Source organism: Streptomyces sp. NPDC060002, assembly GCF_042737245.1.
GTDB lineage: Bacteria > Actinomycetota > Actinomycetes > Streptomycetales > Streptomycetaceae > Streptomyces.
In genome coordinates, this window is record NZ_JBHWUW010000005.1 from 234,238 (window position 1) to 252,429 (window position 18,192).

The following is an 18,192-nucleotide window of genomic DNA, read 5'->3' on the forward strand; positions in this document are numbered from 1 at the left end:
AGGTGGGGTCGTACGTCTGAGCGCGTATGCCCACAGGTGTGCGTGACCGTCCGGGTTTAGGCTCGGACATGGGTACGAGAGTGCCCCACACGCCACACAGCGACCTAAGGAACAACTGATGGAGCTCGGTCTCATCGGCCTCGGCAAGATGGGCGGCAACATGCGCGAGCGGATCCGCCGCGCGGGCCACACCGTCGTCGGATACGACCGCAACCCTGACCTCGCCGATGTCCACAGCCTCCAAGAGCTTGTGGGCAAGCTCGAGGGCCCGCGCGTGGTCTGGGTGATGGTTCCGGCCGGCGCCGCCACCCAGTCGACCGTGGACGAGCTCGCCGAACTGCTGGAGCCGGGCGACGTCGTCGTGGACGGCGGCAACTCCCGCTGGACGGACGACGAGAAGCACGCCGAGGAACTGGCCGCCAAGGGCATCGGCTTCGTGGACTGCGGCGTCTCCGGCGGTGTCTGGGGCCTGGAGAACGGCTACGCGCTGATGTACGGCGGCGACGCGGAGCACGTGGCCACGGTGCAGCCCGTCTTCGACGCGCTCAAGCCCGAGGGCGACTTCGGCGCGGTGCACGCCGGCAAGGTCGGCGCCGGTCACTTCGCGAAGATGGTCCACAACGGCATCGAGTACGCCATGATGCAGGCCTACGCCGAGGGCTGGGAGCTCCTCGAGAAGGTCGACTCCGTCACGGACGTGCGCGAGGTCTTCCGCTCCTGGCAGGAGGGCACGGTCATCCGGTCCTGGCTGCTCGACCTGGCCGTCAACGCCCTCGACGAGGACGAGCACCTCGACAAGCTGCGCGGCTTCGCGCAGGACTCCGGCGAGGGCCGCTGGACGGTCGAGGCGGCCATCGACAACGCCGTGCCGCTGCCCGCCATCACGGCGTCGCTGTTCGCGCGGTTCGCCTCCCGTCAGGAGGACTCGCCGCAGATGAAGATGATCGCGGCGCTGCGCAACCAGTTCGGCGGCCACGCGGTCGAGGAGAAGTAGTCCACAGGGTCGCCCCGCGATCCATAACCCTGGGGGAGGTCGGCGAACGACCATGCACGTCACGCATCTGTCGCTGGCCGACTTCCGCTCGTACGCCCGGGTCGAGGTTCCGCTCGACCCGGGCGTCACCTCGTTCGTGGGCCCCAACGGGCAGGGCAAGACGAACCTCGTCGAGGCCGTCGGCTACCTCGCCACCCTCGGCAGCCACCGGGTCGCCTCGGACGCGCCCCTGGTCCGCGTGGGCGCCGACCGCGCGATCGTCCGGGCGCAGATCAGGCAGGGCGAGCGGCAGCAGCTGGTCGAGCTGGAGCTGAACCCCGGCAAGGCCAACCGTGCCCGCATCAACAGGTCCTCGCAGGTCAGGCCCCGTGACGTGCTGGGCATCGTACGGACCGTGCTGTTCGCGCCCGAGGATCTCGCGCTGATCAAGGGCGATCCCGGTGAGCGGCGCCGTTTCCTCGACGAGCTGATCACCGCGCGCTCCCCGCGGATGGCGGGCGTGCGCTCGGACTACGAGCGGGTGCTCAAGCAGCGCAACACGCTCCTCAAGTCGGCCGCGCTCGCGCGACGGCACGGGGGCCGCTCCATGGACCTGTCGACCCTCGACGTGTGGGACCAGCACCTCGCGCGCGTGGGCGCCGAGCTGCTCGCCCAGCGCCTCGACCTGCTCGCCGCGCTTCAGCCCCTCGCCGACAAGGCGTACGAGCAGCTGGCGCCCGGCGGCGGTCCTGTGGCCCTGGAGTACAAGCCGTCCGCGCCCGGTGAGGCACACACGCGTGAGGACCTCTACGGGCAGCTGATGGCCGCGCTCGCGGACGTCCGCAAGCAGGAGATCGAGCGGGGCGTGACCCTGGCGGGCCCGCATCGGGACGATGTGGTTCTCAAACTCGGTCAGCTGCCCGCCAAGGGGTACGCCTCCCACGGCGAGTCCTGGTCGTACGCGCTGGCGCTGCGGCTGGCCTCGTACGACCTGCTGCGGGCCGAGGGCAACGAGCCGGTGCTGGTCCTGGACGACGTCTTCGCCGAGCTGGACGTCCGTCGGCGCGAACGGCTGGCCGAGCTGGTGGCGCCCGGTGAGCAGGTGCTGGTGACGGCGGCGGTCGACGACGACGTACCGCATGCGCTCGCGGGGGCCAGGTACGCCGTGGCCGAGGGAACGGTGGAGCGCGTATGACCGCCGACGAGCCTGCCGCGAAGGGAGGCCCCGAGCCGTCCGGCGTCGACCTCGCGCGGGTGGCGCTCAGGGCGGCCCGCGAGCAGGCACGCGCGCGTGGGGACGCGGCTCAGCAGAAGAAGCAGGCGCGGCGTGGCGGCGGTTTGCGCTCCGGCGCGCGTGCGGACGGCCGCGACCCCATGGCGCTGGGCGCGGCGATCAACCGGCTGCTCACCGAGCGCGGGTGGGAGGCGCCGGCGGCGGTGGGCGGTGTGATGGGCCGGTGGCCGGAGATCGTCGGCGAGGACGTGGCCAAGCACTGCGTGCCCGAGAAGTACGACGAGGACGAGCGGACGCTGATCGTGCGCTGTGACTCGACGGCCTGGGCGACGAACCTGCGGCTGCTCGCGCCGACGCTCGTCGCCCGCCTCAACGAGGATCTGGGGCACGGAGCGGTGCGGCTGCTCAAGGTGCTCGGTCCCAGCGGTCCCGTGCGGCGCTACGGCCCCCTCAGGGCCCCTGGGAGCACGGGTCCCGGCGATACCTACGGGTGACGTGCGTCACGCTTTTCAAGGCCGGGAGGGTCCTGTGTGGACCGCCCGGCCTTTGTCCTGTGTGCCTGCGTGCGGGTGCGAATTCGGACCTGACTCCCAAGTAGCCAAGGGCTGACGCCTCGAAGCGCTGAGTGCCTCCGTGAGCCTCTTGGAGCCCCCTTCCGTATATCGGGACCCGGAAGAGACCGGTTGAGGGCGGCACATGCGGACTCAGGTACCGGCAAACCCCCATCAGTGTCAGTGCTACCGGTAGACTGGAAGCCAATCCCGCCCCGAACGTGGGGACCGCCCGGGAGAAGCTGAGCAACGCTGATCAAGGCTTACCAACGCAACATGCCGCAGCCGCTCCGGCAACCTGCCGACGAGCCTGGCTGGTGCTGTGCCAGAAAGGGCGCTTCGTGGCCGATTCCGGCAACCCCAACGAGAACATCCCGTCCACCGACGCCGGCGCGAGCGGCGGGGCAGCCGCCTCGACCAGCGAGGTCACCACCTCGTACGACGCCAGCGCCATTACCGTCCTCGAGGGTCTGGACGCGGTCCGTAAGCGACCCGGTATGTACATCGGTTCGACCGGCGAGCGCGGCCTGCACCACCTCGTGTACGAGGTCGTCGACAACTCGGTCGACGAGGCGCTGGCCGGCCACGCGGACACCATCGACATCACGATCCTGGCCGACGGCGGGGTCCGCGTCATCGACAACGGCCGCGGTATCCCGGTGGGCATCGTGGCGTCCGAGGGCAAGCCGGCCCTCGAGGTCGTGCTGACCGTGCTGCACGCGGGCGGCAAGTTCGGCGGCGGCGGCTACGCGGTCTCCGGTGGTCTGCACGGCGTCGGCGTCTCGGTCGTGAACGCCCTGTCGAGCAAGGTCGCGGTCGAGGTCAGGACCGATGGCCACCGCTGGACGCAGGACTACAAGATGGGCGTCCCGACGGCTCCGCTCGTCAAGCAGGAGGCCACGGACGAGACAGGCACATCGGTCACCTTCTGGGCCGACGCCGACATCTTCGAGACCACGGAGTACTCCTTCGAGACGCTCTCGCGGCGCTTCCAGGAGATGGCGTTCCTCAACAAGGGTTTGACGATCAAACTCACCGACGAGCGCGAGTCGGCGAAGGCCACCGCCGGGGCGGACGAGGCGGGTGCGGACGAGAAGGACGAGGTCAAGACCGTCACGTACCACTACGAGGGCGGCATCGTCGACTTCGTGAAGTACCTCAACTCCCGCAAGGGCGAGGCGGTGCACCCGACGGTGATCGACCTCGAGGCGGAGGACAGGGAGAGGAGCCTCTCCCTCGAAGTCGCCATGCAGTGGAACAGCGGTTACAGCGAGGGCGTCTACTCCTTCGCCAACATCATCCACACGCATGAGGGCGGTACGCACGAGGAGGGCTTCCGCTCGGCGCTGACGAACCTGGTCAACAAGTACGCGCGTGACAAGAAGCTGCTGCGCGAGAAGGACGACAACCTCACGGGTGACGACATCCGCGAGGGTCTGACCGCGATCATCTCCGTCAAGCTGAGCGAGCCCCAGTTCGAGGGTCAGACGAAGACCAAGCTGGGCAACACGGAGGCGAAGACCTTCGTCCAGAAGGCGGTCTACGAGCACCTCAACGACTGGCTGGACCGCAACCCCGTGGAGGCGGCGGACATCGTCCGCAAGGGCATCCAGGCGGCCACCGCGCGCGTGGCGGCCCGCAAGGCCCGCGACCTGACCCGCCGCAAGGGTCTGCTGGAGTCGGCGTCCCTGCCGGGCAAGCTCTCCGACTGCCAGTCGAACGACCCCATCAAGTGCGAGATCTTCATCGTCGAGGGTGACTCCGCCGGCGGTTCGGCCAAGTCCGGCCGCAACCCGCAGTACCAGGCGATCCTCCCGATCCGGGGCAAGATCCTCAACGTCGAGAAGGCGCGGATCGACAAGATCCTGCAGAACCAGGAGATCCAGGCGCTGATCTCCGCCTTCGGCACCGGTGTGCACGAGGACTTCGACATCTCCAAGCTCCGCTATCACAAGATCATTCTGATGGCGGACGCCGACGTCGACGGCCAGCACATCAACACCCTGCTGCTGACCTTCCTGTTCCGCTTCATGCGGCCACTGGTCGAGGCCGGGCACGTGTTCCTCTCCCGCCCCCCGCTCTACAAGATCAAGTGGGGCCGGGAGGACATCGAGTACGCGTACTCCGACCGGGAGCGCGACGCGCTGCTCGAGATGGGCCGCCAGCGCGGCAAGCGCGTGCGCGAGGACTCGATCCAGCGCTTCAAGGGCCTCGGCGAGATGAACGCCGAGGAGCTGCGCATCACCACCATGGACCAAGAGCACCGCGTCCTCGGCCAGGTCACCCTCGACGACGCCGCCCAGGCCGACGACCTGTTCTCGGTCCTGATGGGCGAGGACGTCGAAGCGCGTCGCGCCTTCATCCAGCGCAATGCCAAGGACGTCCGTTTCCTCGACATCTGAGTCGGTCTCAGCTGACCGCATCAGAAAGGATCCCCACCAGCAATGACCGACGAGAACACTCCCGTCACCCCTGAAGAGGGCGGCGACGTCGTGATGCGCATCGAGCCCGTCGGGCTCGAGACGGAGATGCAGCGCTCGTACCTCGACTACGCGATGTCCGTCATCGTCTCCCGTGCGCTGCCGGACGTCCGCGACGGCCTCAAGCCCGTCCACCGCCGCGTCCTGTACGCCATGTACGACGGCGGCTACCGGCCCGAGAAGGGCTTCTACAAGTGTGCCCGCGTCGTCGGCGACGTCATGGGCAACTACCACCCGCACGGCGACTCCTCGATCTACGACGCGCTGGTCCGCCTCGCGCAGCACTGGTCGATGCGGATGCCGCTGGTGGACTCCAACGGCAACTTCGGTTCTCCCGGCAACGACCCGGCGGCCGCCATGCGGTACACCGAGTGCAAGATGATGCCGCTGTCCATGGAGATGGTCCGCGACATCGACGAGGAGACCGTCGACTTCACGGACAACTACGACGGCCGCTCCCAGGAGCCGACCGTCCTGCCGGCCCGCTTCCCGAACCTGCTGATCAACGGTTCGGCCGGTATCGCGGTCGGCATGGCGACCAACATCCCCTCGCACAACCTGCGCGAGGTCGCGTCCGGCGCCCAGTGGTACCTGGAGAACCCGGAAGCCTCGCACGAGGAGCTGCTGGACGCCCTCATCGAGCGCATCAAGGGCCCCGACTTCCCGACCGGCGCGCTCGTCGTCGGGCGCAAGGGCATCGAGGAGGCGTACCGCACGGGCCGCGGCTCCATCACCATGCGGGCGGTCGTCGCGGTCGAGGAGATCCAGAACCGCCAGTGCCTGGTGGTCACGGAGCTGCCCTACCAGGTCAACCCCGACAACCTCGCGCAGAAGATCGCCGACCTGGTGAAGGACGGCAAGGTCGGCGGCATCGCGGACGTCCGTGACGAGACGTCGTCGCGCACCGGTCAGCGCCTGGTCATCGTCCTGAAGCGGGACGCGGTCGCCAAGGTCGTCCTGAACAACCTGTACAAGCACACGGACCTGCAGTCGAACTTCGGCGCGAACATGCTCGCCCTGGTCGACGGCGTTCCGCGCACCCTGTCCCTCGACGCGTTCATCCGCCACTGGGTGACGCACCAGATCGAGGTCATCGTCCGCCGTACGCGCTTCCGGCTGCGCAAGGCCGAGGAGCGGGCGCACATCCTGCGCGGCCTGCTGAAGGCCCTGGACGCCATCGACGAGGTCATCGCGCTGATCCGGCGCAGCGACACCGTCGACATCGCGCGCACGGGCCTGATGGCGCTCCTGGAGATCGACGAGATCCAGGCCAACGCCATCCTCGAGATGCAGCTGCGCCGACTGGCCGCCCTGGAGCGCCAGAAGATCATCCAGGAGCACGACGAACTCCAGGCGAAGATCACCGAGTACAACGCGATCCTGGCCTCGCCGGTCCGCCAGCGCGGCATCGTGAGCGAGGAACTGGCCGCGATCGTCGAGAAGTACGGTGACGACCGCAAGACGATGCTGGTGCCCTACGACGGCGACATGTCCATCGAGGACCTGATCGCCGAGGAGGACATCGTCGTCACCATCTCGCGCGGTGGCTACGTCAAGCGCACGAAGGCGGACGACTACCGCTCCCAGAAGCGCGGCGGCAAGGGCGTGCGCGGGGCGAAGCTCAAGGAAGACGACATCGTCGACCACTTCTTCGTCTCGACCACGCACCACTGGCTGCTGTTCTTCACCAACAAGGGCCGTGTGTACCGGGCGAAGGCGTACGAGCTGCCCGACGCCGGCCGCGACGCGCGTGGCCAGCACGTCGCGAACCTGCTCGCCTTCCAGCCGGACGAGTCGATCGCCGAGATCCTCGCGATCCGCGACTACGAGGCGGCGCCCTACCTGGTCCTGGCCACCAAGGGCGGACTGGTCAAGAAGACGCCTCTGAAGGATTACGATTCGCCGCGTGCCGGTGGTGTCATCGCGATCAACCTCCGTGAGACGGAGGACGGTTCCGACGACGAACTGATCGGAGCCGAACTCGTCTCGGCCGACGACGATCTGCTTCTGATCAGCAAGAAGGCGCAGTCGATCCGGTTCACCGCCACGGACGAATCCCTGCGGCCCATGGGCCGTGCCACCTCGGGTGTCAAGGGCATGAGCTTCCGTGAGGGAGACCAGCTGCTCTCGATGAATGTTGTTCGACCCGGTACGTTCGTGTTCACTGCCACAGACGGCGGGTACGCGAAGCGGACCGCCGTCGACGAGTACCGCGTCCAGGGTCGCGGCGGCCTGGGTATCAAGGCTGCCAAGATCGTCGAGGATCGCGGCTCGCTCGTCGGCGCGCTGGTGGTCGAGGAGACCGACGAGATCCTCGCCATCACGCTGTCCGGCGGTGTGATTCGTACGCGAGTCAACGAGGTCAGGGAGACGGGCCGTGACACCATGGGCGTCCAACTGATCAACCTGGGCAAGCGCGATGCCGTCGTCGGTATCGCACGTAACGCCGAGGCGGGGCGCGAGGCGGAGGAGGTCGACGGCGAGGTCGCCGTGGACGAGCCCGTCGAGGCAGCCACGACCACCGGCACGGACGAGGGTGAGTCGCCCTCGTCCGAGTAGCACGAGGAGTGAGTCATCGTGAGCGGAGCCACGGGCGCCGGTACGTCTGCCGGTACGGGAAAGAACGGCGGCGGCCGTGGCTCCGCCGCGTCGGCGGGGGACGCGCGTACGACCGACGCGCGGGGCGCGGGGGGCGCCGACGGGCGTGCGGCGGACACCCACACGACCCAGTTGAAGGCCATCAAGCCCTCTGCGGCCGACTCGCCCTCACCCTCGACCGACACACAAGGATCGAAGGGATCCCAGGGGGGAACCGTGACGGACACCAGAGGCACGCAGGCCGAGCAGGAGGCATCGCCGCTCCCCGGTGAGCGGCAGCCGCAGCAGCAGCCCGCCGGGCCCTACCACCCGCCGCAGGCCTACCCGACGCAGGCGCCCGCGGCGCCGGCCGCGGCCGGCACCGGTGCCGTACGGCGTCCGCGGACCGGCGCCCGCACCACGCCCCGCGTGCGCAAGGCGCGGCTGCGCGTGGCGAAGGCCGACCCCTGGTCGGTGATGAAGGTCAGCTTCCTGCTCTCCATCGCCCTGGGCGTCTGCACGATCGTCGCGGCCGCCGTGCTGTGGATGGTCATGGACGCGATGGGCGTCTTCTCGACGGTCGGCGGCGCGGTCTCGGAGGCGACCGGCTCGAACGAGTCGAACGGCTTCGACCTCCAGTCGTTCCTGTCGCTCTCCCACGTCCTGATGTTCACGGCGATCATCGCCGTCATCGACGTGGTCCTCGCGACCGCGCTCGCGACGCTCGGCGCGTTCATCTACAACCTGTCCGCGGGCTTCGTCGGCGGCGTCGAGCTGACGCTGGCCGAGGACGAGTGACCTTTGCCGGCGTAGCGGTTCCAAACCCTGCTGTGCGTCCCGCGACTATCGATTTTGGGACTGCCCACGTCGTGCGCTAATCTTCAGGAGTCAGCGCGCGGGACACACACCGCAGAGCGCGGCGGGGCTATAGCTCAGTTGGTTAGAGCGCATCCCTGATAAGGATGAGGCCACAGGTTCAAATCCTGTTAGCCCCACCAGCCAGAAGACCCCCGGACCATCGGTCCGGGGGTCTTTTGACACCCATGGTTGACACCAACGGGGGCGGACGGCTGCGGTCAGCCGATCAGCGGGTCCTCCAGCAGCTCTGCGAGCATCGTCACAGCCTCCCTCTCACTGTCCCCCACGACGTGCGTGTAGACGTCCATGGTCATGCTGATCTGACTGTGGCGGAGGATCGCCTGAGCGACCTTGGGATGCACCTTCAGGAAGGCCAGGAGGGTCCCGCAGGTGTGGCGGGCGAGACGGACCGTGATGCGCTGCACGCGGGCCCGCTTCACGAGGCGATCGAAGGTGCGGGAGAAACCCGTCGGGTCGATCATGCCGCCGTGCTCCGAGGAGAAGATCAGATCGTGGCCGTCCTGCTGGGCCCAGTGGGCACCGGCGATCTTCTGTTCCAGCTCCTGGAGCTCCCGCCGTTCCTCGAGGACGCGGGCGCAGAACTCGGGCAGCGGAAGCACTGCCTGTGAGGACTCGGTCTTGAGGTCCTTGAGGACCAGGCCGACGCCCTTCTCTCGCTGCACCTGCTTGACCGGGGTGAACCGGCCGGCCTCGAAGTCGATGTCCTGCCAGCGGAGCCCGAGGACCTCACTGCGGCGGAGACCGAGCACCAGGACCAGGACGCAGGCCGCGTAGAGGCGGTGAGCCCGGACGGAGCGAAGGAACGCGATTGCCTCGCGTGCGTTCCACGCCGTGCCCTTGTCCTTGGAGACCTTGGGCATGTCGACCAGGAGGGCGACGTTGCGCGTCAGCAGCTCCTCACGCATGGCCCGGTTGAGCGCGTTGCGGAGGACGCGGAGCACCTCGAAGCGGGTGGCCGCGCCGACCTTCTCCCGCTTCAACACGGCCATGAAGGCCCGGAGCTGGGCCGGGGTGAGCTTGACCAAGGGCTTCTTGCCGAGGTGGGGCAGCAGGTAGAGCCTGACCTTGGACTCGTACTTGACGTACGTGTTGTGCTCGCATTCCGGCTCCACGATGTGCTCAAGCCAGTAGTTCAGCCACTCGCCGAGCGACCAGGAACGGGACGGCACCGGGACGCCGTTGCGCTCCTGGTCCTGGAGCTTGCCGAGCTTTTCGTTGGCGTCGTCCCACGTGGCCCCGTAGACGGTCTTCCGGACGCGGTTGCCGTCCGTGTCGGTGACGTACGCCCGTCCCATGTAGCGGCCGTCCGCCCGCCTTGAGATCGTGCCCCCGCCGTTTGGTCGTCTCTTGGCCATCAGGCGGCCTCCCCCATCTGATGGCGGACGAAGTCGCGTACGGCGTCGTCCGGGATGCGACGGCATCCATCCACCTTGATGGAGACCAGGCGGCGAGTGCGGATGAGGTCGTAGACCTTGGTGCGGCCGACCTTGAGCCGGGTCATGACCTCCGGCACGGTGAGCAGTTCGGGGGCGGCGGTGGTCATGCTGCGGCTCCTTCCGGGGCGGGTTGGCGTGGGGCGGGTTGGTCGCGCAGAGCTTCGCGGGCGGTTTCGCGGTTGAGTTCGATATCCCGGCGGATGTTGGCGGCGAGCCAGGATTCCCCGGGGGTGTGGCCGTGACCGGCGTAGGACCAGTGGGCGAGGGTCAGAGTGGTTGCCTCCGAGGCTCCGGGGTCAGGCAGACCGAGGGCTTCGCGCTGCTGGGCGGCGCGGTAGTTGGCGCGGGCCTGGCGGAGGGAGCTGAGGGTGGTCGAGTAGCGCCGCGATTTGGTGGAGAAGTGGCCGCGAAAGCCGAGCATGTGAGCCCAGTCCCGGAGCTTCCGTTCCGGGTAAAGCGAGTGGAGGTCGAGGCAGGCCGCGATCAACCGGGCGGGATGTTCGGGCACGTCGAGCAGGACCAGGACCTCTTTGTTGCCGACGCGGCGGTCGACGGTCCCGGTGGTCTCGGCTGCTTTCGTGGCGTACTTCGCGACGTAGGAGGCGACGGCTTTTTCGGTGATCTCTTCGCCGTCGCCGAAGGCACCGATCGGCTGTACGTCGAGCTGAGCGCCCCAGCGCAGGGTTCGGGAGGGCTGGTCACCGGCCGGGTCGACGTCGACCGCGACGCGGGCGGCGGCGGCTTGGATCGCTTCGGTGAGCAGGTCGAGGGTGGCCCAGGCGGGCGGCGGAGCCTGCTCGTACAACCCATCCAAGCGGATCACTGCATGGAAGTGCACGGCACCGCGTTTCTGGTACTCAGCGACCTTGCCGTAGGACACCTGGCAGGCCTCTGCGCACTCGCGTTGTGTGAGGCCTGCCCGCTTGGCGATCTCGCGGCGGAGGTAGATCGAGAAGTAGCGCCACAGGTCGGACGCGCGGTTGTTCCACAGCACGGCGCCGGCGTAGTCGTAGGTGTCCGGGTCGAGGGGGGTGCCGAGTTCGGGCGCGTCCTCGGTGTGGCGGGTGCCGCAGCGGCAGGGCCGGTTGCCGGGGCGATTGTGGACCGGGCCGAAGGACGGAGCGGTCAGAGTGGCGAAGACACGGGGGTGATCGCGGATCGTGTGCGGGGTGCCCTTGGCCGGGTCGCCGACGAGACCCGCGCGGATGAGGTGGTAGGTGTCGCCCGCGTAGGTCCAGGCGCAGGAAGGACAGCGGGAGGCACGGCGGTTGCCACAGGCGATTCGGAGCCGTCCACCGGGCTCGATGTCCGTCGCGTAGTGGTGCAGGACGTGGCCGGTGGCCTTGTCGCGGGTGACGGTGGAGCCCTGGATGTGGATCGGGTCGGAGCAGCCGCCTGTGCGGCGGATCTGGTCTTGGATGCGGTCGAAGCCGGGGGACCCGGCCAGCCTCAGCACGTCGGCGAGGGTGGCCGGGTCCAGGCCCGCCGCGGTGGCGGTGTCGGGCAAGGTCACTTCCTCCGGTGGGCGGGGCCGTGGTTGTCGGTGTAGTCGTCGACCAGGGCCTTGACGTCGTTGTCGCCGTTGGCGTGGTCCTCGGCACCGCAGCCGCCGCATACGTAGTCGCCCTGCGAGCGGTTGTATTGCGTGCCGCCGCGGACGCGGAGGCCGGGGCTTTCCTCGGTCGGGATGAGGTTGGCGGGCAGTTTGCGGAACATGCCGGTCACCTCCCAGCCGGGACGGTCGAGGCGGTGGCAGGGCGGGTGCGGCCGGACCCCTTGCAGGTCGGGCAGGCCACGCGGAGGGTGACGCGGGAGCCGTCGGTGTGGCGGGCGCCGGTGGTGATGGCGGCGGTGGCGAAGCCGTCGCAGTTGCGGCAGACGGGCGTGTTCCGGGCGGGCTGGGGCATGATGAGGCTTCCCTTTCGGGTCCGTTGGATCTGGATGGGGCAGGGCGCCCGGAGCGGACGAAACTTGGCGGTAGAGGCCGCTCCGGGGGCCGTTCAGTTGTGGACGTTGCGCCTTCCGTGACCCTTGGCCGCGTACATTCCGGCGTCGGCGGCGGACAGTGCGTCGGTGAGGGTCGGGACCGGCCGGCCGGTGCGGTGGCAGGAGCCAACCGAGGCGGAGACCGGCAGCAGACCGCCGGCGTGCGGGACCGGCCGGGCAAGAGCACTGCGCAGGGCGTCGAGTCCCGGGGTGTGGTGGGAGCCGGTGACGATGGCGGCGAACTCGTCTCCCCCGAGGCGGGCGGCGATGCCGTGGCGTCCGCACCAGTCGCGCAGCCGGCGGGCGGTCGCGGTGAGGACCGCGTCCCCGGCAGCGTGGCCGTGGGTGTCGTTGGTGGCCTTGAAGTCGTCCAGGTCGATCAGGACGACCAGCGCGGACGGGTGCCGGATGAGCAGGTGTTCGGCACGGGCGGTCCATCCGGCACGGGTGTGCAGGCCGGTCAGCGGGTCTCGGCGGGCGGTGGCCAGGCGGCGGACGAGGAGACCGCCGTGGACGACCCAGCCGAGCGCCGGTAACGCGGCGGCAATCACGGTGTCCACGGCTCACCGGCCCTTGTGGAGATCGTTGACGAGCCCGCGCAGGACGACCGCGACCACGGCGACGGAGACGCCGGTGATGGCGACCGCGAGCAGGAGGGAGACCAGGACCGCGCCGACGACGAGGACCACGGCACCACCGCCGGTGGCGAGGGCGAGCGCACTGCCGGGGGTGAGCTGGACGGTGGGCCGGTTGGAGACCGGGGCGGCCGGGACCGGCGACGGGGCGGACGGCTGAACGGGCACAGGGGTGTAGACGGTCGGGGTGGGTGCCGTGGCGGGTGGTGCGGTGTCCTGGGGCGGGTACTTCGGCGTGAACACGAGGGTGGTCCCTTCTACTTGACGACGGTGGCGATGGCGGGGGCGAGGAAGCTGTCGGCGACCAGGTAGCCGCCGAGGAGGAGCAGGGCGACCAGCCACCACGGCGGGCGGGCGAGCTTGATGCCGAGGTAGCCGACGGCGATCACGGCGAGCCAGAGGGGGACGTCCATGACGAGGGCTCCTAGGCGGTGCAGCGGTGGGTGCGGGCGGCGAGTTCGGCGGCGGCGCGGTCGCGGTAGTCGGTGGAGAAGCCGCAGCCGGGGGCCGTGCAGGCGGCGGTGTGCATCTCCCGGCCGCGCCCGTCGTAGTACGTGGCGACCTGGACGGGGCCGATGCGGATGCGGTCGCGGAAGCGGCGGCGGATGGTCATCGGGGTCAGTCCTCCTGCTTGAGGGTGCGGCCGGGGAACTCGGCGAGAATGCGGGCCGCCGTGTCCGGGTCGGGGGTGCGGTCGGCGGCTTCCTCGGCGAGCAGGCGGGCCAGGGTCGGGCGGCCGGTGCCGGCCATCTCGCGGGCCGCGTCCAAGAAGTCGGACGGGCGGGTGAAGGAGTGCAGGGCCATCGGTTGTTCTCCTTTCCGATCAGGTGAGTTGGAGCTGTGCGGCGATTGCTGCGGTGGTCGGTGCGGGCAGGCCGAGCCGGGCGGACAGGACGTCGGCGGGCATCGGGGTGCCGGTCGAGGCCCGGTGGGCGTTGGCGATCTTTCGGGCGTGGTCCAGCAGCGCGGCCGGCACCGTCGCGACGTCGGGCGTGGGCTGCGGTGGGGCGGGTGCCAGTTCCGGCATGGTCGCGGCCGGGGCAGAGGCGGGTTCGTCGGCGCGGCGCGTCTCGACTTCCGGCGCGGCCGGTTCGTCCACAGGCTGTGCGGGAGTGGCCAGTTCGGCGGGGCTGTGGACCAGGAGGGTTCCGCCGAGGAAGGCGAGGGCGGGCCAGCCGGCGACGAGGATCCGCAGCCAGGAGGGCACGTTGCCGAGGTCGAGGAGTCCGGCGGTCGCGATGTTCGCACCGAGCGAGGCGGTCAGGGCGATCACGAACCAGGTCCACGCGGAGCGGTCCCGGCGGGCCGTGCGCAGCCGGCGCCAGGCGGCGACCAACAGCAGGTCGACCGAGATGGGGTAGGCCCAGGCTTTCCAGCCGGACTGTCCGGCGGCTTCGGCCAGGTCGTGCAGGTGGGCGAAGGACAGCGCTCCGGCGATGACGGCTTGGATCAGGACCGCGTCCGGACGGATCGAGCGGGACATGTGCGGCACCTCCCTTCGAAGGGGAGTCGGGCCGGGCGGGCGGAACCAGAGGGCGCCGCCCGAATCCGGCGTGGTCAGGTGCGGGGGGCTTCGCCGCTGCCGAGGCAGTTCAGGCAGAGGCCGGACTGCTCGCCGACCGCACGGCGCTTGCGGCCCACGTGGACGGTGCGGGAGACCTCTCCAGTGCCCTTGCAGACCGGGCAGGCGTTCGCTTCGGTCTCGTGGGCGCTGGTGTCGGGTGTGGCCACGGGTGTTGCCCTCCTTCCGGTTTTCGGCATGGCGGGGGTAGGGACCTGACGCGTAGGCGGTCGCGCCGACCGTGGGGCAGGGGCTGTTACTCGGTGACCGGGCGGGGCGTGACCAGCGACGGACTAGCCGCCGGCACCTCAGCGGGCACGAAGGGGCGGAACGGGTCCAGGAACGGCAGGTCCGGGACCAGGTGGGCGAACTCGCGGCAGACCGCGACCACTTCAGCCTTCGAGATCTCCGGGGTGCGGATCTTCGACCAGCCACCAGAGGCGTCCGCCGCGACGGCCGTGCCGGGGCGTTCCACCGGTATCAGGCTCGCGGCCGGGACCGCGTCCGGAGCGACGTCCGCCAGGCCCATTTCGGCGGTCTGCTTGTCGTTGACACGATGCACGACCCGGCCGGTGAGCTGGGCCCGGAGCATCGTGGCGCCCTTGCCCAGGTCGGAGCCGAAGCGCTGCCCGCAGATCTCCAGATAGATGCCGGCCGCGCGCGCCATCTGAGCCAGCCGGATCAGCGAGGTGACGAGATGCTCGCGGCGTTCCTCGTCCTTGCGCGAGGAGATCAGGAAGAGTTCCGCGATCTCGTCGACCAGGACGACCACCGGCACCGGCCGGACGCTGTCGGGCAGTTCCCACAGGTCGGAGGCTCCGTGCATGCTCAGCAGGTCGAAGCGCTCTTCCATCTCCAAAACCAGGACACCGAGCAGCGAGGCTGCTTGGTCCGGGGTCATGGCCAGGGCGGACAGACGAGGCGCGAAGCCGGACTGTTCCACCCCGCGCTTGCAGTCGATGCCAACCAGCGCCACCGGCAGTTGCGCGAGTCCTTTGATCAGATTGCGCAGGTACATGGACTTGCCGGACTGGTTCGCCCCGAGCGTGAGAGCCATGGGCGCCTTGCGGTAGTCCCGCTCAAACGCGGTGGCGTCTTCTCGCAGTGCGACCGGCACGATCAGGTCGTGAGGGCGAGCCTTACGCGGCATCCGCACCCGGCGCAGCACGTCGTAACCGGTCATCCGCAGCTCGACGAAGCCGGGCTTCGTTTCCACCACGGTCACCGAGTGCACACCCCAGGCGTGGCGCAGCCGCTCCGAGGACGCCATCAGGTCGGCGGGCTCCAGGCCGGCCGGGAGCCGCAGGGTGACCCGAAGTCCGGTCGATGTGCCGCGCATCCGGCGGATCTTCGGCGGAACCGGCAGCACCTCACGGCGGGCGACGTTGCGCGTCACGAACGCCCGCAGCCCCGAAGGCCGGACCGTCAGCCCGCACACGTCCATCGTCGACCGGTACGAGAGGACGAACCGCCCCCACGTCACCGGCAGACCGACCAACGACCAGTACACCCCCGGGGCGTTGCACTTCGCGTAGCCGAGACCACCGGCCCCCGCTAACGCCCCCGTGGCTTCGAGCCACACCGACAGGTCCGACATGGTCAGGCTGCCGGGGTGATCGCGACCGCGCTGAACGCGATACCGGAGCGCTTCTCGCCCTTGATCACGTTCTCCCAGTCCCTGGCCTTGAGCCCGATGACCGTGACCGGCATGCCCGGCGCGAGACCCTCCGGGAAACCGTTCTCCGGGACCGAGACCTTCAGGAGGTTGCCCTCCCCTTCATCCGAGACCAGCAGGCCCACGGTCGACATGGCCTTGCCTTCGGCGTTCACAGTCCGCTCACCGGTCTGGAAGTTCTTCACCTTCGGTTCCGGCGCGGTTGCAACGAACACCACAGCGGTCGACGTGTCGATCTTGAAAGACGGCATTATGGAGTTCTCCCCTTGTGGGATGAGCCCCGGACTGCGTTGTGATCTTGGCGGATGGCACGCGGTCCGGGGTGCCTTGTTCTCTGACTCTTCCGAAGCTACTCGCAGTTTTTCTGCGGGTCAACAGAAAACCTGCGACTAGCAGCAAAACTCTGAGTCTGCGAGACTGCTACGGGAAGAAGGAGGAGTTATGGCAAACTTTGCTCTCTTTGTCCGCTTCACCCTGCACGACGGCATGGGAGACGCTTTCGATGCCCTTGTGAAGGAGACAGAAGCCGGGATCCGGGCGCATGAGCCAGGAACGCTGGTCTACGCCTGCCACACGGTCGAGGGGGCGCCCAATGAGCGGATCTTCTTTGAGATCTACGCCGATCGGGCCGCGTTTGAAGAGCACGAGCGCCAGCCGCACACCCTGCGATTCCTCAGTGAGCGCACGCAGTACATCGAGAAGACTGACGTGGACTGGCTGGAGCCGTACGCCGGCAAGTACCCGGACGGGACCGCGAAGTGAGCACCCTCCCGCCCACGACTGGCCAGCGAGTCAAGGAACTTCGGCGGACCGCAGGCATGTCGCAGGCCGACCTTGCCACCGCCATGGGTCGATCCGAGAGCTGGGTGTCCCAGGTCGAGCGCGGCGTGCAACCCGTCGAGCGCCTGGCGATCCTTCAGGGCCTTGCCGATGCACTGGGGGTCTCTGTACGGGAAATTCGCCCCGATGCCGCCCCCTCTCCGGCAGATCGCACAGACGAGACCGCCGAGCCGGAGAGCAACGATCTAGACGGCTTGCGCGTGGCCCTCACCGGTCACCCTGCCTTGGGCAGCCTGTTCGACCACGCACCGACTTCCCCTGCGCCCACGCTTGCCGAGTTCCGCAACCTCGTTGACCAGGCATGGGAGTACGTGCACGCATCGAGCTTTGCGGCTTTGAGTGATCACCTTGCCAAGTTGCTCCCCGAGATCGAGGTCGCGGTACGCCACGCGCCGGCAGCCGATCGCGTCAAGCTGCACTCACTCAGGGCACGCAGCTACCAGGCAGCCGCCGCCAGCTTCACCCGGCAGGACCAGGCGGACGCCGCTTGGGTAGCCGCGGATCGTGCCTTGCAAGCGGCCGAGATGGCCGGCCAGCCGCTCGAGGTGGTGGCCAGCCTCTTTCGCATGGCTCACGCGTTCATGCGGCAACAGCACATGGACCAGGCCGAGCAAGCCGCAAAGTCGGCGGTCGACGTCTTGGACCCTCGGGCAGAGAACCCCGCCTGCCCACCAGAGGAACTGTCGCTTCTCGGCGCCATGAACCTTGTGCTTGCCGTGATCAACGCACGGGAGGGCAACCGGTCTGAGACGCAGGTACACCTCACCCGAGCAGGCGAGATCGCCACGCGTCTGGGCGAGGACCGGAACGACTTTGACACCGAGTTCGGCCCCACAAACGTCAGGCTCCACGCCGTGAGCACGGCCGTAGAGCTGGGAGACGCTGGACTCGCGTTGGAGATCGCGGCGGAAGTCGACGCCGGCGGCCTCTCAGCCGAACGTCAGGCGCGCTTCCTACTGGACGTGGCCCGGGCCCATTCGCAGCGCCGACACGTGGGCGAGGCGACCGCCGCACTCTTGGAGGCCGAGACTCACGCGCCCGAGCAGATTCGCGATCACCACTTGGCCCGCGAGATCATTCGCGACCTGATCCAACTGTCGGGCCGACGCGTACCCGAGACGCTCCGAGAGCTTGCCGACCGAAGCGGCGTGAGCTGAGTTGTTACAGGTTTCTCTACCTCATCAAGTGCTCGCTCCGCTCGCTCCAGGTGGGCGGAACACAGGGGGAAAGAGCACATCGGCGGCGGGGCCACCTGACGATTCCCGGCACCTCAAGGACTGATCAGTCTTCTCACGTCGTTCGAAAAGGGGCCGCGCACAGCGCGGCGGCGCCGGTCGCCGCCGGGGGGGCCCCCCCCCCCCCCCC

General features: G+C 69.0%; 22 protein-coding genes and 1 tRNA gene. 9 read left to right on the forward strand and 14 right to left on the reverse strand.

Annotated elements, in window-relative coordinates:
* The first annotated feature begins 118 nt into the window (after positions 1-118).
* From gnd to ACFWBD_RS07815, 7 genes are all read left to right on the forward strand, one after another.
* Positions 119-994, forward strand: coding sequence for a phosphogluconate dehydrogenase (NAD(+)-dependent, decarboxylating) (gnd, locus tag ACFWBD_RS07785; protein ID WP_385664114.1), 876 nt, complete (start codon positions 119-121; stop codon positions 992-994).
* 52 nt (positions 995-1,046) lie between these two features.
* Complete coding sequence (gene recF, locus ACFWBD_RS07790) at positions 1,047-2,168, forward strand: DNA replication/repair protein RecF (protein ID WP_385664117.1); 1,122 nt, start codon at positions 1,047-1,049, stop codon at positions 2,166-2,168.
* Positions 2,165-2,701: a DUF721 domain-containing protein gene (locus ACFWBD_RS07795; protein ID WP_385664120.1), complete on the forward strand. Its 537-nt coding sequence runs from the start codon at positions 2,165-2,167 to the stop codon at positions 2,699-2,701. The genes recF and ACFWBD_RS07795 overlap by 4 nt, the downstream gene beginning before the upstream one ends.
* A gap of 374 nt (positions 2,702-3,075) precedes the next feature.
* A complete protein-coding gene (gyrB, locus tag ACFWBD_RS07800; RefSeq protein ID WP_385664123.1) occupies positions 3,076-5,160 on the forward strand; it encodes a DNA topoisomerase (ATP-hydrolyzing) subunit B in 2,085 nt (694 codons plus the stop codon).
* A gap of 42 nt (positions 5,161-5,202) precedes the next feature.
* The gene (gyrA, locus tag ACFWBD_RS07805; protein ID WP_385664126.1) at positions 5,203-7,797 is read left to right on the forward strand and encodes a DNA gyrase subunit A; all 2,595 of its coding nucleotides are present in this window, start codon (positions 5,203-5,205) and stop codon (positions 7,795-7,797) included.
* A gap of 18 nt (positions 7,798-7,815) precedes the next feature.
* Positions 7,816-8,613 (forward strand): DUF3566 domain-containing protein, encoded by a 798-nt coding sequence (locus ACFWBD_RS07810; protein ID WP_385664129.1) that lies wholly within the window; start codon positions 7,816-7,818, stop codon positions 8,611-8,613.
* A gap of 123 nt (positions 8,614-8,736) precedes the next feature.
* Positions 8,737-8,813: transfer RNA gene (locus tag ACFWBD_RS07815), tRNA-Ile, on the forward strand.
* 78 nt (positions 8,814-8,891) lie between these two features.
* Here ACFWBD_RS07815 and ACFWBD_RS07820 read toward each other — a convergent pair.
* The 14 genes from ACFWBD_RS07820 to ACFWBD_RS07885 form a co-directional block, all read right to left on the reverse strand.
* Positions 8,892-10,049 (reverse strand): tyrosine-type recombinase/integrase, encoded by a 1,158-nt coding sequence (locus ACFWBD_RS07820; RefSeq protein WP_385664132.1) that lies wholly within the window; start codon positions 10,047-10,049, stop codon positions 8,892-8,894.
* Positions 10,049-10,237 (reverse strand): helix-turn-helix domain-containing protein, encoded by a 189-nt coding sequence (locus ACFWBD_RS07825; RefSeq protein ID WP_351761975.1) that lies wholly within the window; start codon positions 10,235-10,237, stop codon positions 10,049-10,051. The genes ACFWBD_RS07820 and ACFWBD_RS07825 overlap by 1 nt, the downstream gene beginning before the upstream one ends.
* The gene (gene repSA, locus ACFWBD_RS07830) at positions 10,234-11,637 is read right to left on the reverse strand and encodes a replication initiator protein RepSA (RefSeq protein ID WP_385664135.1); all 1,404 of its coding nucleotides are present in this window, start codon (positions 11,635-11,637) and stop codon (positions 10,234-10,236) included. Before repSA ends, ACFWBD_RS07825 begins: the two co-directional genes overlap by 4 nt.
* Positions 11,638-11,639: 2 nt before the next feature.
* Positions 11,640-11,846 (reverse strand): hypothetical protein, encoded by a 207-nt coding sequence (locus ACFWBD_RS07835; protein ID WP_385664138.1) that lies wholly within the window; start codon positions 11,844-11,846, stop codon positions 11,640-11,642.
* 5 nt (positions 11,847-11,851) lie between these two features.
* Entirely contained in the window at positions 11,852-12,037 is a 186-nt protein-coding gene (locus ACFWBD_RS07840; protein WP_385664141.1) for a hypothetical protein, read from the reverse strand.
* Between the two features lie 93 nt (positions 12,038-12,130).
* Positions 12,131-12,676, reverse strand: coding sequence for a GGDEF domain-containing protein (locus tag ACFWBD_RS07845; RefSeq protein WP_385664144.1), 546 nt, complete (start codon positions 12,674-12,676; stop codon positions 12,131-12,133).
* A gap of 3 nt (positions 12,677-12,679) precedes the next feature.
* Positions 12,680-12,994: a SpdD protein gene (locus ACFWBD_RS07850; protein WP_385664146.1), complete on the reverse strand. Its 315-nt coding sequence runs from the start codon at positions 12,992-12,994 to the stop codon at positions 12,680-12,682.
* A gap of 14 nt (positions 12,995-13,008) precedes the next feature.
* Positions 13,009-13,164, reverse strand: a complete 156-nt coding sequence (locus ACFWBD_RS07855; protein WP_385664149.1) for a hypothetical protein — start codon at positions 13,162-13,164, stop codon at positions 13,009-13,011.
* Positions 13,165-13,175: 11 nt separating this feature from the next.
* Complete coding sequence (locus ACFWBD_RS07860; protein ID WP_385664152.1) at positions 13,176-13,364, reverse strand: mobile element transfer protein; 189 nt, start codon at positions 13,362-13,364, stop codon at positions 13,176-13,178.
* A gap of 5 nt (positions 13,365-13,369) precedes the next feature.
* The gene (locus ACFWBD_RS07865; RefSeq protein ID WP_385664155.1) at positions 13,370-13,555 is read right to left on the reverse strand and encodes a hypothetical protein; all 186 of its coding nucleotides are present in this window, start codon (positions 13,553-13,555) and stop codon (positions 13,370-13,372) included.
* Between the two features lie 19 nt (positions 13,556-13,574).
* Entirely contained in the window at positions 13,575-14,234 is a 660-nt protein-coding gene (locus ACFWBD_RS07870) for a DUF2637 domain-containing protein (RefSeq protein ID WP_385664157.1), read from the reverse strand.
* Between the two features lie 74 nt (positions 14,235-14,308).
* Positions 14,309-14,482: a hypothetical protein gene (locus ACFWBD_RS07875; RefSeq protein WP_385664160.1), complete on the reverse strand. Its 174-nt coding sequence runs from the start codon at positions 14,480-14,482 to the stop codon at positions 14,309-14,311.
* Between the two features lie 86 nt (positions 14,483-14,568).
* Positions 14,569-15,909 carry an FtsK/SpoIIIE domain-containing protein gene (locus ACFWBD_RS07880; RefSeq protein ID WP_385664163.1) on the reverse strand — a complete coding sequence of 447 codons (1,341 nt, stop codon included), beginning with the start codon at positions 15,907-15,909 and terminating at the stop codon, positions 14,569-14,571.
* 2 nt (positions 15,910-15,911) lie between these two features.
* Positions 15,912-16,238: a hypothetical protein gene (locus ACFWBD_RS07885; RefSeq protein WP_385664166.1), complete on the reverse strand. Its 327-nt coding sequence runs from the start codon at positions 16,236-16,238 to the stop codon at positions 15,912-15,914.
* Positions 16,239-16,428: 190 nt separating this feature from the next.
* Here ACFWBD_RS07885 and ACFWBD_RS07890 point away from each other — a divergent pair, with 190 nt between their 5' ends.
* Both ACFWBD_RS07890 and ACFWBD_RS07895 read left to right on the forward strand, forming a co-directional pair.
* A complete protein-coding gene (locus ACFWBD_RS07890) occupies positions 16,429-16,749 on the forward strand; it encodes a putative quinol monooxygenase (RefSeq protein WP_385664169.1) in 321 nt (106 codons plus the stop codon).
* Complete coding sequence (locus tag ACFWBD_RS07895) at positions 16,746-17,984, forward strand: helix-turn-helix domain-containing protein (protein ID WP_385664172.1); 1,239 nt, start codon at positions 16,746-16,748, stop codon at positions 17,982-17,984. Before ACFWBD_RS07890 ends, ACFWBD_RS07895 begins: the two co-directional genes overlap by 4 nt.
* The last annotated feature ends 208 nt before the right edge of the window (positions 17,985-18,192 follow it).

Bases quoted from the DNA above. Each gene is read 5' to 3' on its own strand.
- ACFWBD_RS07795 (WP_385664120.1), top strand. From the start codon at position 2,165: ATGACCGCCGACGAGCCTGCCGCGAAGGGAGGCCCCGAGCCGTCCGGC.
- ACFWBD_RS07855 (WP_385664149.1), bottom strand. From the start codon at position 13,164: ATGGACGTCCCCCTCTGGCTCGCCGTGATCGCCGTCGGCTACCTCGGC.
- ACFWBD_RS07835 (WP_385664138.1), bottom strand. From the start codon at position 11,846: ATGTTCCGCAAACTGCCCGCCAACCTCATCCCGACCGAGGAAAGCCCC.
- gnd (WP_385664114.1), top strand. From the start codon at position 119: ATGGAGCTCGGTCTCATCGGCCTCGGCAAGATGGGCGGCAACATGCGC.
- ACFWBD_RS07825 (WP_351761975.1), bottom strand. From the start codon at position 10,237: ATGACCACCGCCGCCCCCGAACTGCTCACCGTGCCGGAGGTCATGACC.
- ACFWBD_RS07890 (WP_385664169.1), top strand. From the start codon at position 16,429: ATGGCAAACTTTGCTCTCTTTGTCCGCTTCACCCTGCACGACGGCATG.
- recF (WP_385664117.1), top strand. From the start codon at position 1,047: ATGCACGTCACGCATCTGTCGCTGGCCGACTTCCGCTCGTACGCCCGG.
- ACFWBD_RS07870 (WP_385664157.1), bottom strand. From the start codon at position 14,234: ATGTCCCGCTCGATCCGTCCGGACGCGGTCCTGATCCAAGCCGTCATC.
- ACFWBD_RS07840 (WP_385664141.1), bottom strand. From the start codon at position 12,037: ATGCCCCAGCCCGCCCGGAACACGCCCGTCTGCCGCAACTGCGACGGC.
- ACFWBD_RS07880 (WP_385664163.1), bottom strand. From the start codon at position 15,909: ATGTCGGACCTGTCGGTGTGGCTCGAAGCCACGGGGGCGTTAGCGGGG.
- ACFWBD_RS07885 (WP_385664166.1), bottom strand. From the start codon at position 16,238: ATGCCGTCTTTCAAGATCGACACGTCGACCGCTGTGGTGTTCGTTGCA.
- ACFWBD_RS07820 (WP_385664132.1), bottom strand. From the start codon at position 10,049: ATGGCCAAGAGACGACCAAACGGCGGGGGCACGATCTCAAGGCGGGCG.
- ACFWBD_RS07860 (WP_385664152.1), bottom strand. From the start codon at position 13,364: ATGACCATCCGCCGCCGCTTCCGCGACCGCATCCGCATCGGCCCCGTC.
- gyrA (WP_385664126.1), top strand. From the start codon at position 5,203: ATGACCGACGAGAACACTCCCGTCACCCCTGAAGAGGGCGGCGACGTC.
- ACFWBD_RS07865 (WP_385664155.1), bottom strand. From the start codon at position 13,555: ATGGCCCTGCACTCCTTCACCCGCCCGTCCGACTTCTTGGACGCGGCC.